10 protein-coding genes are annotated in these 12,031 nt (G+C 71.4%); 5 read left to right on the top strand and 5 right to left on the bottom strand.

The window, feature by feature from the left end; all coding sequences use genetic code 11:
* Nucleotides 1-84: 84 nt before the first annotated feature.
* On the bottom strand, nucleotides 85-3,585 hold the full coding sequence (metH, locus tag ACLQ3B_RS25690; protein ID WP_425783492.1) for a methionine synthase: 3,501 nt from the start codon (nucleotides 3,583-3,585) through the stop codon (nucleotides 85-87).
* A 276-nt stretch (nucleotides 3,586-3,861) separates the two neighbouring features.
* On the opposite strand from metH, the gene ACLQ3B_RS25695 reads away from it, so the two are divergent.
* The 5 genes from ACLQ3B_RS25695 to ACLQ3B_RS25715 all read left to right on the top strand — a co-directional run bounded on the left by ACLQ3B_RS25695 (nucleotide 3,862) and on the right by ACLQ3B_RS25715 (nucleotide 8,355).
* Nucleotides 3,862-4,731 carry a PAC2 family protein gene (locus ACLQ3B_RS25695; RefSeq protein ID WP_030332815.1) on the top strand — a complete coding sequence of 290 codons (870 nt, stop codon included), beginning with the start codon at nucleotides 3,862-3,864 and terminating at the stop codon, nucleotides 4,729-4,731.
* A 123-nt stretch (nucleotides 4,732-4,854) separates the two neighbouring features.
* Nucleotides 4,855-5,646 (top strand): GntR family transcriptional regulator, encoded by a 792-nt coding sequence (locus ACLQ3B_RS25700; protein WP_425783263.1) that lies wholly within the window; start codon nucleotides 4,855-4,857, stop codon nucleotides 5,644-5,646.
* A gap of 220 nt (nucleotides 5,647-5,866) precedes the next feature.
* Nucleotides 5,867-6,601, top strand: a complete 735-nt coding sequence (locus ACLQ3B_RS25705) for a hypothetical protein (protein ID WP_425783264.1) — start codon at nucleotides 5,867-5,869, stop codon at nucleotides 6,599-6,601.
* Entirely contained in the window at nucleotides 6,598-6,930 is a 333-nt protein-coding gene (locus tag ACLQ3B_RS25710; protein ID WP_425783265.1) for a transcriptional regulator, read from the top strand. The genes ACLQ3B_RS25705 and ACLQ3B_RS25710 overlap by 4 nt, the downstream gene beginning before the upstream one ends.
* A 219-nt stretch (nucleotides 6,931-7,149) precedes the next feature.
* Nucleotides 7,150-8,355, top strand: a complete 1,206-nt coding sequence (locus ACLQ3B_RS25715; RefSeq protein WP_425783266.1) for an alpha/beta hydrolase family protein — start codon at nucleotides 7,150-7,152, stop codon at nucleotides 8,353-8,355.
* A 58-nt stretch (nucleotides 8,356-8,413) separates the two neighbouring features.
* Here ACLQ3B_RS25715 and mshC read toward each other — a convergent pair whose 3' ends face one another.
* The 4 genes from mshC to ACLQ3B_RS25735 all read right to left on the bottom strand — a co-directional run bounded on the left by mshC (nucleotide 8,414) and on the right by ACLQ3B_RS25735 (nucleotide 11,980).
* Entirely contained in the window at nucleotides 8,414-9,652 is a 1,239-nt protein-coding gene (gene mshC / locus ACLQ3B_RS25720) for a cysteine--1-D-myo-inosityl 2-amino-2-deoxy-alpha-D-glucopyranoside ligase (RefSeq protein WP_425783267.1), read from the bottom strand.
* A gap of 66 nt (nucleotides 9,653-9,718) precedes the next feature.
* The gene (locus tag ACLQ3B_RS25725) at nucleotides 9,719-10,537 is read right to left on the bottom strand and encodes an SCO1664 family protein (RefSeq protein WP_425783268.1); all 819 of its coding nucleotides are present in this window, start codon (nucleotides 10,535-10,537) and stop codon (nucleotides 9,719-9,721) included.
* The gene (locus tag ACLQ3B_RS25730) at nucleotides 10,534-11,118 is read right to left on the bottom strand and encodes a DUF3090 domain-containing protein (RefSeq protein WP_425783269.1); all 585 of its coding nucleotides are present in this window, start codon (nucleotides 11,116-11,118) and stop codon (nucleotides 10,534-10,536) included. Before ACLQ3B_RS25730 ends, ACLQ3B_RS25725 begins: the two co-directional genes overlap by 4 nt.
* A gap of 157 nt (nucleotides 11,119-11,275) precedes the next feature.
* Nucleotides 11,276-11,980: an MSMEG_4193 family putative phosphomutase gene (locus ACLQ3B_RS25735; RefSeq protein ID WP_425783270.1), complete on the bottom strand. Its 705-nt coding sequence runs from the start codon at nucleotides 11,978-11,980 to the stop codon at nucleotides 11,276-11,278.
* Nucleotides 11,981-12,031 lie beyond the last annotated feature (51 nt).

The raw sequence follows: 12,031 nt of genomic DNA on the forward strand, positions 1-12,031 counted from the left end.
AGCCCGAGGCAGTCGCCGACGCGGACCGGGCCTTCGCCCAACTACGCCATGGAACGGACAGCTCCTAGCCCGGCGGCGCGCCCGTTACTTGGCGTTGAAGTAGTTGGCCTCCGGGTGGTGGACCACTATCGCGTCGGTGGCCTGCTCCGGCATGAGCTGGAACTCCTCGGACAACTCGACGCCGATCCGGTCCGCGCCGAGCAGATCCACGATCTTCGCCCGGTCCTCCAGGTCGGGGCAGGCCGGGTAGCCGAACGCGTACCGGCAGCCCCGGTAGTCGTTGTGCAGGATGCCGGCCAGGTCCGCCGGGTCGTCGTGCCCCAGCGGACGGCCGTCGGGCAGGGTCATCTCGGCGCGGATGCGCTGGTGCCAGTATTCGGCGAGGGCCTCGGTGAGCTGCACGGAGAGCCCGTGCACCTCCAGGTAGTCGCGGTACTCGTTGCGGGCGAACAGCTTCGCCGCGTACTCGCTGACCGGCTGGCCGACGGTGACCAGTTGCAACGCGACCACATCGAGCTGGTCGCCCTGGGGCCTGAAGAAGTCCGCCAGGCAGAGCCGCCGCTCCTGCCGCTGGCGGGGGAAGGAGAACCGGGCGCGCTCCGCGTGCCCGTTCTCGTCGAGCACCACCAGGTCATTGCCTTCGGAGTACGCGGGGAAGTAGCCGTACACCACGGCTGCCTCCAGGACCTGGTCGGCGATCAGCCGATCCAGCCAGTACCGCAGGCGCGGTCGGCCCTCGGTCTCGACCAGTTCCTCGTAGGAGGGTCCGCTACCGCCCCGGACGCCACGCAGCCCCCACTGCCCGGAGAAGGTGGCCCGCTCGTCGAGCAACGCCGCGTAGTCGGCCATCGGCACGCCCTTGACGACCCGGGTGCCGAAGAACGGCGGAGTGGGCACCGCCACGTCGGCGGCCACGTCGGAGCGGACCGAGGAGTCGTGCAGCTCCGGCAGCGACGTGGTGACCATCGAGCGCTGCCGTTCCCGGCGCGCCCGCCGGGCCGCGAGAGCCGCCTCCCGCTCCGGGTCGATCACCGGGGCGCCGCCGCGCTTGGCGGTCATCACCCTGTCCATCAGGGACAGACCCTCGAACGCGTCCCGCGCGTAGTGCACCTGACCGGGGAACGTCGACCGCAGGTCGTCCTCGACGTACGCGCGGGTCAGCGCCGCCCCACCCAGCAGGACGGGCCAACGCTCGGCGACCCCGCGCGTGGCCATCTCGGCCAGGTTCTCCTTCATGATGACCGTGCTCTTGACCAGCAGCCCGGACATGCCGATCGCGTCGGCGCGGTGCTGCTCGGCGGCGTCCAGGATGGCATTGATCGGCTGTTTGATGCCGATGTTCACCACCTCGTAGCCGTTGTTGGACAGGATGATGTCGACCAGGTTCTTACCGATGTCGTGCACGTCGCCGCGCACGGTGGCGAGCACGATGCGGCCCTTGCCGCCGTCCTCCGCGGTCTCCATGTGCGGTTCCAGGTAGGCCACAGCGGTCTTCATCACCTCGGCGGACTGGAGCACGAACGGCAGCTGCATCTGGCCGGAGCCGAACAGCTCACCGACCACCTTCATGCCGTCCAGCAGGATGTCGTTGATGATCGACAGTGGGGAGCGGCCGCCGGCCATCGCCTCGTCGAGGTCGGCCTCCAGGCCGTTGCGCTCACCGTCGATGATCCGCCGCTTGAGCCGCTCGTCCAGTGGCAGCGCCGCCAACTCCTGGGCCCGGCTGGCCCGGGCGCTTGTCACGTCGACGCCCTCGAAGAGCTCCAGGAAACGCTGCACCGGGTCGTACCCCTCGCGGCGCCTGTCGTAGACCAGGTCCAGGGCGACCTCGCGCTGCTCGTCGGGGATCTTCGACATCGGCAGGATCTTGCTGGCGTGCACGATCGCCGACGTCAGGCCGGCCTGCACGCACTCGTGCAGGAACACCGAGTTGAGCACCTGCCGTGCCGCCGGGTTGAGCCCGAAGGAGATGTTCGAGATGCCCAGGGTGAAGTTGACGCCCGGGTAGCGGCGGGAGATCTCCCGGATCGCCTCGATCGTCTCCAGGCCGTCGCGGCGGGTCTCCTCCTGCCCGGTGGCGATCGGGAAGGTCAGCGCGTCGATCAGGATGTCGGCGCGGTCCATGCCCCACCGGCCGGTCAGGTCGTCGATCAGCCGGGCCGCGACCCGTACCTTCCACTCCTGGGTACGGGCCTGCCCCTCCTCGTCGATGAGCAGCGCCACCACCGACGCGCCGTGCTCGCGGACGATCGGCATCACCCGCGCGTACCGGGATTCGGGGCCGTCACCGTCCTCGAAGTTCACCGAGTTGACCACGCAGCGGCCGCCGAGCATCTCCAGCCCGGCCTCCACCACGTTCGGCTCGGTGGAGTCCAACATGATGGGCAGGGTGGACGCGGTGGCGAACCGGCCGGCCAGTTCCCGCATGTCCTGCGTGCCGTCGCGGCCGACGTAGTCCACGCACAGGTCGAGCAGGTGTGAGCCGTCGCGCGCCTGACTGCGGGCGATCTCCACACAGGCCCGCCAGTCGCCGGCGAGCATCGCCTCCCGGAACGCCTTCGAGCCGTTGGCGTTGGTCCGCTCCCCCACCATCAGCACCGACGCGTCCTGGGCGAACGGCACCGGGTGGTAGACCGAGGAGACGCCCGCCTCGTGCCGGGGTTCGCGGGCCGGGGCGGTGACGCCGTGCAGCCGCTCGGCCAGCACCCGGATGTGCTCCGGGGTGGTGCCGCAACAGCCGCCGACCAGCCCCACGCCGTACTCGGTGATGAACCGGTCCAGGGCCTCGCCCAGCTCCACGGGAGTCAGCGGGAAGTACGCCCCGTCGGCGGTCAGCACCGGCAGGCCGGCGTTCGGCATCACCGAGAGTGGGATGCGGGAGTGCTGGGACAGGTAGCGCAGGTGCTCGCTCATCTCGGCCGGGCCGGTCGAGCAGTTGAGCCCGATCAGGTCGACGCCGAGCGGCTCGATCGCCGCGAGGGCCGCACCGATCTCGCTGCCGACCAGCATGGTGCCGGTGGTCTCCACGGCCACGTGACAGATGATCGGCACCGACTGGCCCAGCTCGACCATCGCCCGCTTCGACCCGACCACGGCCGCCTTGACCTGGAGCAGGTCCTGGCAGGTCTCGATGATCAAGGCGTCGGCGCCGCCGACGATCAGACCCGCGGCGTTCTCCTGGTAGGCGTCGCGCAGCGTCGAGTAGGCGGCGTGCCCGAGGGTGGGCAGCTTGGTGCCGGGCCCGATCGAGCCGAGCACGAACCGGGGACGCTGCGGGGTGCTGGCCGCGTCGGCGGCCTCCCGGGCGATCCGGGCGCCCGCCTCGGACAACTCGCGGATGCGGTGCGGGATGTCGTACTCGGCGAGGTTGGCGAGGTTGGCGCCGAAGGTGTTGGTCTCCACGCAGTCGGCACCGGCGGCCAGGTAGGCGTCGTGCACCCCGCGCACCACGTCCGGGCGCGTGACGTTGAGGATCTCGTTGCAGCCCTCGAGCCCGTCGAAGTCGTCGAGGGTGAGGTCCGCGGCCTGCAGCATCGTGCCCATCGCGCCGTCGGCGATGAGAATCCGCTCGGCCAGCACAGCCATCAATGAAGTCCGCACCCGTTCAGGTTAGTGCGATTCGCCCGGACTCCAGGCCCACACTTGGGTGATCTCCCATTGTGTCACGGGGATCACGCTGTCTGGTTCGTTCGGGTATGACCGGCTGTCGGAGCGGCCGACCGGCGCGGCCGACGGGCCGCACCCTCGCCCTGCACGTAGGCTGGCGGACGTGAAGGACAACAGGGACGCCACCGTGCCCCACGGTATGACGACCGGGCGCGGTCCCGGCGCCAGCCGCGACGAGCAGGGTGAGGTGACGGCGTGACCGAGTTCGACGGACTGCCGGTGCTGCGGTCCCCGGTGGCGATCGCCGCGTTCGAGGGCTGGAATGACGCCGCCGACGCGTCCACCGCCGCGGTCGAGCACCTGGAGCAGGTCTGGAACGCCCGGCAGATCGCCGAGCTGGATCCGGAGGACTTCTACGACTTCCAGGTCAGCCGGCCCACCATCACCATGGCCGACGGGGAGACCCGACGGGTGGAGTGGCCGACGACCCGGTTCATGGTGGCCAGCCCGGAGGGCACCGACCGTGACGTGGTGCTGATCCGGGGCATCGAGCCCAGCATGCGCTGGCGGACGTTCTGCGAGCAGGTGCTGGAGATCTGCCACAGCCTGGAGGTGGAACGGGTGGTGCTGCTCGGCGCGTTGCTGGCCGACGTGCCGTACACCCGGCCGCTGCCGATCAGCGGCAGCGCCTCCGACGCGCAGGCCGCCGAGCGCTACCAGCTCACCCCCACCCGGTACGACGGGCCGACCGGCATCGTCGGCGTGCTGCACGACGCCTGCACCCGCGCCGAGGTGGACGCCGTCTCGTTCTGGGTGCACGTGCCGCACTACGCCAACAACCCGCCCTGCCCGAAGGCCACCCTCGCCCTGCTGCACCGGGTCGAGGAGGTCGTCGACCTGCCGGTGCCGATGGCCGACCTGGCGGAGGAGTCCGCCGAGTGGGAGCAGCGGGTGCGCAGCGCCGCGGAGCAGGACGCCGAGCTGGGCGAATACGTCCGCGAGCTGGAAGAACGGGTCGGCGACGAGGGGATCACCCCGTTGACCGGTGACGAGATCGCCCAGGAGTTCGAGAAGTACCTGCGCCGCCGGGGCGGTTCGGCCGGCCCCACCGCCGGCTCCTGGTAGCACTGCTTCGCTGCGGGCCTTCGGACCTTTTGTGGTTCGGAGGCCCGTTTTCGCGTGTCTGGGGTAGCGGCGTCACACTCGCTGGGGCATCCTAGGAACCTAGATGTGATCAAGGAGGCGGGTGTGCAGATCAATCCCGGGGCCGCCGAGTTCCCGCACCGACAGATCGCCGCGCAGCTCAAGGCCCAGGTGCGCCGCGGCGACTGGGGGCCGGGCGAGCGGCTGCCGTCCATCCCGGCCATCGCCGAGATGTTCGGCGTCGCCAAGCAGACCGTGCAACGCGCCGTCGACCAACTGCGGGTCGAGGGAATCCTGATCACCAAACCCGGCTCCGGTACGTACGTCCGGGGCACCCGCCGCCGCCTCAACCGCCTCTCCCGAGGCCGGTACGGCGGCTTCCGCGGCTACCACACCGACCTGGCCGCCCGATACCGTCAACAACTCGTCTCCGTCGGGCCCGCCCCCGCCCCCGCCGAGGTGGCCGACGCCTTCGGCGTGTCCGACGGCACCACCCTGCTCTGCCGCCGACACCTCGTCCGCACCGACGACTCCCCCGTCGAGGTGGGCGCCTCCTGGTTCCTGCCCCGCGACACCGCCGGCACCTCGCTGGAGCGCACCGAGGCGTTCGGCCGGCCGCTCTACCAGGAGGCCGAGGAAGCCATCGGACGGCGGTACGTCTCGGCCACCGACACGATCAGCGCCCGCCAGCCGAGCCGGGAGGAGGCCGAGACCCTCCAGATCCGCCCGGACACTCCCGTGCTGCACCTGCTGCACGTCGCGTACGACGCGCACCGCAAGCCGATCGAGGTGTCCCAGGCGACCTGGCCCGGCCCGATGACCACCCTCACCGAGGAGTACAAGATCCCCGGCCCGACCCCCGACCCGGAACCCGACCTCGGCCTGGTCCTGGGCTAGGTCCCGGCTCATCGATCATGTCGGTCGGGCATGGCGCGTAGCCAGTCCAGCGCCACGACGCGGTTGAGGGCGGCTCGGTAGTCAGTGCCCAGCCCGCCTGTTGAACCCGCATCCCGCCTGTTTTGCGTTCGCGGAAGGCGGCGCGGTCACAGTTGGCACGGCCCGTGAGATGCGGTCAGACTCTCTTGCGCCGATAGGTCTGTAATGCAAAGCTAACTTCATGACACACGAATCCGTTCCCCAGGCGGATGGGCCTCACGAGCTGTTGGCGGCCGTGCGCGACCTGACACGCCAGGTCCGTGTCGCCCAGCGCGGCACCTGGTTTCCGCTGCTGGTCTTCGCGGTGATCACTCTGATCGCGATACCCGTCTACCGGTACGCCCCCTACGTCGATCTGTTCGACACCTGCCGATCCCGCCCCCAGCACACGGTCTGCATGGCGCCCAACCCGACGCAGCTCGGGTACTGGACGGTCGCGATGGTGCTCGCCTACGCGGCGATCGCAGGCTTCTACGTCCGACAGTCCCGACGGCGCGGCGTGGGCACCCCGATCCGCCCCTACGTCGTCGTCGGCGTCGCGTTGGCCGTTCTGATGACGGCCGTGTCGATCTGGCTGACGTTCCACCCGCTCATCCCCGTTCCCGAAGATCCCTTCTCCACCGACCCGGCCGCGATCGAGGTCGGGCCGGCAGCGTGGCTCGTCAACGGGCTGGCCAGTCCCATAGCGGTCATCGCGTTGGCGCTGCTGGTGCTGGCGTGGGTCGAACACAACTGGGCGCTGCTGGCATACAGCCTCGTCTACCTGGTGATCGTGATGGTGCAGGGCGGCCAGGTCATCCACTCGACCTCGCAGTGGTTCTTCCTGCCGCAGCTGCTCGTTCCGGCGGCGCTGCTGCTGATCGGCAGTGCCGCCTTCGCCCTGTTCCGGCCGACCGCCGAGGTTCCGGGGCGATGACCGACCATCCCACGAACGGCCTCGACGACGTGGTCCACCAGCGCGTCCGATTGGGCATCCTGGCCATCGCGCACCAGGCCCGCCCGGTCGAGTTCGGCTTCCTGCGCACCACCCTGCAGCTGACCGCAGGCAACCTCGGGCAACACCTGAGCGTCCTGGAGAAGGCCGAGCTGATCCAGATCAAGAAGGGCTACGAGGGCAAGCGCCCACGCACCTGGGTGAACCTCACCGCTGCCGGTCAGGCGGCCCTGCGCGACGAGATCGCCCACCTCAAACAACTCATCCAGCAGGTCGAACGGGCGGAGACGACGCCGACCGTTGACGAGTGACCGACGGCCAGCCGACGTGCGCGGACCAGATCCGGTGCCGCACGGAGGGTCCGTCCCACCCAGGCACGGGCAGGCCCGGTGTATCCACCATCGGAGCGCTGATGTCTTCATCATCGAAGAGCGCTGATGCCTCCACAACTACACCCTCAGTGTATACACTGCGATGATAACGATGGCCGGAGCGCTCCGTTGCGGCGTCGAGAAACCCAGGGAGGACAAATGGGAACCGTGCAGCCGATGGGTGGACGAGGAATGACGCGCCGCGGCCTTGTCGGAGCGGCGCTGGCGACCGGGGTCGGCGTGCCGCTGGGCATCGCCGGCCGGGCCACGGCGGCCACCGCCGATCCGGGCCCGGTCCGGCTCACCCTGCCCGCGCCGACCGGGCCGTACCGCGTGGGTACGGTGCCGCTGCACCTGGTCGACAGGTCGCAGCCGGATCCGCTGGCTGGACCGGGGCGGTACCGGGAGCTGATGGTCAACGTCTGGTATCCCGCCCGGAACGTGCACCGGTACCCCCGCGCCCCGTGGATGCCCCCCGCGTCGATGCGCGTGCTGCTGGACTCCGCCGGGTTCGACCCCGACGCCGTGCTGGCGCCACTGACGGCCGGGCGCGAGGGCGCCCCGGTGCGGCATTCGGGCCGGCGGTTGCCTGTGGTGCTGTACTCGCACGGCGCCGGCAGCCACCGTTCGGACACCACCATCGTGGTGCAGGAACTCGCCAGCCACGGCTATGCGGTGGTCACGGTGGACCACACGTACGACGGGCCCAGCGAATTCCCCGACGGCCGGGTCACCGTCCAGGAGGAGGGCTTCGATTCCACCCCGTGGACCTACACCCGCGACGTCCGGTTCGTCCTCGACCAGATCACCGACCTCGCCGCCGGAAGCAACCCCGACGTCGACCACGCGCCGTTGCCAGCCGGGCTGGGCGCCGCCCTCGACCTGGGCCGGATCGGCATGTTCGGCTGGTCCAAGGGCGGCACCGCCACGGCCCTGACCATGGGCACCGACCGGCGGATCCGGGCCGGGCTGAGCCTGGACGGCCCGATGGTGTCGCAGCCGATGCCCACCGCCGACCTGTACCGGCCGTTCATGATGATGACGGCGGAGTTCACCCGGGCCGCGGAGCCCGCCGTAGCCGAGTTCTTCACGCACCTACGCGGCTGGCGACTCAATGTCCAGGCCGCCGAGGCGGTCCACTCGTCCTACGGCGACAACAAGTGGCTGATACCGCAGCTGGCACGGGTCATCGGGATGAGCGACGAGGACCTCGCCAGTTGGGTCGGCACGCTCGACCCCGCCCGCGCGGTCCGCATCGGGCAGGCGTACCCGCTGGCGTTCTTCGACCTGCACCTGCGGCACCGGGGCGGCCGCCTACTGAGCGGCCCGAGCCGGTCCTTCCCCGAGGTGGCGTTCATTCCGTGACCGAGTCGATCACCCTCCCGGCAGCGGGACGCGGGTGTCCCCCGCCGGGAGGGGTGGGCTAGAGGCGGATGCCCAGGAGGGCGTCCACCGTCTTCGCGAAGAGGGCGGGCGCTTCCGGGTCGTCCGTGGCGCCGGTGAGGGTCGCCTCGGCCCAGCGGTCGGCTGCGGCCAGGGCGCCGGGGGTGTCCAGGTCGTCCGCCAGGCGTGCGCGTACCTCGGCCAGCAGCTCAGCCCCGGACGGCCCGGCGGGCGCGGCGGCGGCCCGCCGCCAACGGTCCAGGCGCTCGTAGGCGGCGGTGAGCAGGTCGTCGGTCCACGTGCGGTCGCTGCGATAGTGCCCGGAGATCAGCGCCAGCCGGATCGCCATCGGGTCGACCTTGTCGGCGCGCAGCCGGGACACGAAGACCAGGTTGCCGCGGGACTTGGACATCTTCTCGCCGTCCAGGCCGATCATCCCGGCGTGGACGTAGTGCTCGGCGAACGGCGCCTGGCCGGTGAGCCGCTCGGCGTGCGCGGCGGAGGCCTCGTGGTGCGGGAACAGCAGGTCGTTGCCGCCGCCCTGCACGTCGATGCGGTCGCCGAGCAGGTTGAGCGCGATCACCGCGCACTCGATGTGCCAACCGGGGCGGCCCGGGCCCAGCTCGCCGCCCGGCCAGGACGGCTCGCCCTCGCGGGCGCCGCGCCACAGCAGCGGGTCCAGTGGGTCACGCTTGCCGGCCCGGTCGGGGTCGCCGCCGCGCTCCGGGAAGATCTCCAGCATCTGCTCACGGGTCAGGTTCGACTCGTAGCCGAAGCGGGGCGTGGCGGAGATGTCGAAGTAGACGTCGCCGGTGCCGTCGTCGAGCCGGTACGCGGCACCGTCCTTGAGCAGCACCTCGACCTTGTCGGCGATGTCCGGGATCGACTCGACCGCGCCCACGTAGTGCGCCGGCGGGATGATCCGCAACGCCTCCATGTCCTCCCGGAACAGCGCCGTCTCGCGCATCGCCAGGACCACCCAGTCCTCGCCGTCGCGGGCGGCCCGCTCCAGCAGCGGATCGTCGATGTCGGTGACGTTCTGCACGTAACGCACCGGGCGGCCGGCGTCGCGCCACATCCGCTGCACCAGGTCGAACGTGATCATGGTGGCGGCGTGGCCGAGGTGGGTGGCGTCGTACGGCGTGATGCCGCAGACGTACATGCTGCCCGCGTCGGCCGGCTCACTCGGGTGGACACCCTGCCGCGCCGAGTCGTACAACGCCAGCGGCTCGCCCCTGCCCGGCAGCCGTGGCACCTCGTGTCCCGCCCAAGACTCCATGGGATCAGCCTAGCCAGCCAGGCGACGCCGCCGGAGCACCCCACGGGTGATCAAAATGACAGCGGCTCACATGGGTGGCCAGGGCATCGCCGGCCAGTCCTCCGGGGGCTGGGGGAAGCAGCCGGTCTCGCGCAGCCGGTCGACCCGGGCGGCCACCTCGGCCACCTCGCTGATCGTCAGATGGTCGGCCAGCTCCGCGCCGAGCGCCCCGGCGACCTGCCCGGCCAGCGCGTCGAGCATCTCCACGGCGTCCGGAGGCAACCGCTTACCGGCCCAACCCCACAGCACCGTCCGCAGCTTGTCCTCCACGTGGAAGCTCACCCCGTGGTCCACGCCATAGATCCGGTCGTCGGCACCGACGAGCACGTGACCGCCCTTGCGGTCGGCGTTGTTGAGCACCGCGTCGAGCACCGCGAGCCGGGCCAGCCGTGGGTCGTCGGCGTGGGCGAGGGCGTACGCGGCGCCGTCGTCGTCGCGGGCCGCGGCGATCGGGATCCAGCGCGGCGGCAGCTCCCCGGCGGGCAGGAAACCGACGAGCGGTTCGGCGTCCTCCGGCTCGTCGATCCACAGCTGGCAGGAGCCGGGGCCGAACGGGCCGTCGCGCAGCACGGTGGGCGGCACGAGGCCCCACCCGGTGGCGTGGGAGACCAGGTACGCCGAGACCTCCCGACCGGCCAGGGTGCCGTCGGGGAAGTCCCAGAGTGGGCGCTCGCCACGGACCGGTTTGTAGACGCAGCGGGCGGTCACCCCGTCCAGGGTGAGGACGCCGCGCAGCGTCGTGTTCGACGCGTCGACCAGCCGACCCTCCAGGTCGAGGACGCCGTCACGCAGCAGCCGCAGCGCGGCGTCGCCGTCCTGGCGAGGCTGGAGGCCGGACGAGGTCACCGGTGATAACCGTTGTGCCGCGGGCAGAGGTGCCCGGCGGGGTCCAACGGCTGGCCGCAGAGCGGGCACGGTGGCCGGCCCGCGTTGACCACTCGCCGGGCCCGCTCGATGAACTGGCGGGTCGCCTGCGGGGTGAGCCGGACCCGGAGTCGATCCAGGTCCTCGTCCGGCTCCTCGTCCTCGTCGTCGTCCTCGTCGTCCTCGTCCTCGTCGCCGAGCTCGACCTCGGGCTCCACCTCGCCCGCGGCGATCGCCTCGATCACCACGGTCGCGGTGTCCACGTCGAAGGCCAGCCCGAGGGTCCCGACCCGGAACTCCTCGTCGACCGGAGTGTCCAGTGGCTCGTTGTCGCCGATCACCGGCGCCAGCTCGGGCAGGTCCACCCCGAAGCGACGCTGCGCCTCGGTGAGCAGCTCCTCCAGCTTCTCGGCGAGCAGGGACACCTGGACCTTCTCCAGCGCGACGCTGACCAGCCTGCCGCCGCCGCGGGCCTGCAGGAAGAACGTGCGCTCCCCCGGCGGCCCGACAGTCCCGGCGACGAACCGCTCCGGCGGTTCGAAGGCGTGCACCTGGTGGGTCATACCCACGACCCTATCCGGCCCGCCTTGGCCCCGCGCACCCCACCGACGCGAATCGCCGCGGCGACGGCGCGCCCGGCGTACCAGGGACAACACCCGGGCGTGGCGGCCTTTCCGGCGTGCGCTGACGCCCCGGCCGGGGGCATTGTCGTGACGCGCCTCACCGCGACCCGCCCGCCCCGCCGCCGACGGCCGCGTCCGAGTCGGCCACGCGGTTCGCGCGCCGACGCCGCTTGGCCGGCGGCGGCACCAGCGCCGCCAGGTCGCCGCCGGTGTCGTTGAGCCGCACCAGAAACGGACGCAGCGGCGTGAACCGGATCGCCGTCACCGACGCCGGGTCGGCCACGATCCGCTGAAAGGCATCCAGGTGTACGCCGAGCGCGTCCGCCACGATGGCCTTGATCACGTCGCCGTGGCTGCACGCCAGCCAGACCGCCTCCGGCCCGTGTTCGGCGCTGACCCGGGCGTCCCAGGAGCGCACCGCCGCCACGGCACGCGCCGCCATCGCCGCCATCGCCTCCCCACCCGGGAAGACCGCCGCGCTGGGGTGCTGCTGGACGACCGGCCAGAGCGGCTCCTTGGCGAGCTTCTTCAGCGGCTGCCCCTCCCAGCTGCCGTAGTCGCACTCGATCAGCCCGTCCTCGACCACCGGGGTCGCCTGCGGGAGCGCCAACTCCAGGGTCTGCCGGCACCGGATGAGCGGGCTGGTCACCACGGCGGCCAACGGCACCGCCCGCAGCCGCTCGCCGACCGCGGTGGCCTGGGTGCGGCCGGTGTCGTCCAACTCGACCGGCTGGCGGCCGGCGAGGCCGCCATCGGCATTCGCCGTGGTTCGGCCGTGTCGCAGAAGCAGAAGGGTCGCCACGGGACCACCCTATGACCTGGTCCCCGTGCCGGGCCGTCGCGGGCGGCGAGA

Origin of the sequence: Micromonospora sp. DT53 (assembly GCF_049841535.1) — a bacterium.
Lineage (GTDB): Bacteria > Actinomycetota > Actinomycetes > Mycobacteriales > Micromonosporaceae > Micromonospora.

Excerpts from the sequence above, each read along its gene's own strand:
- ACLQ3B_RS25715 (WP_425783266.1), top strand. The coding sequence starts at position 7,150 with ATGGGAACCGTGCAGCCGATGGGTGGACGAGGAATGACGCGCCGCGGC.
- metH (WP_425783492.1), bottom strand. The coding sequence starts at position 3,585 with ATGGCTGTGCTGGCCGAGCGGATTCTCATCGCCGACGGCGCGATGGGC.
- mshC (WP_425783267.1), bottom strand. The coding sequence starts at position 9,652 with ATGGAGTCTTGGGCGGGACACGAGGTGCCACGGCTGCCGGGCAGGGGC.
- ACLQ3B_RS25710 (WP_425783265.1), top strand. The coding sequence starts at position 6,598 with ATGACCGACCATCCCACGAACGGCCTCGACGACGTGGTCCACCAGCGC.
- ACLQ3B_RS25730 (WP_425783269.1), bottom strand. The coding sequence starts at position 11,118 with ATGACCCACCAGGTGCACGCCTTCGAACCGCCGGAGCGGTTCGTCGCC.
- ACLQ3B_RS25705 (WP_425783264.1), top strand. The coding sequence starts at position 5,867 with ATGACACACGAATCCGTTCCCCAGGCGGATGGGCCTCACGAGCTGTTG.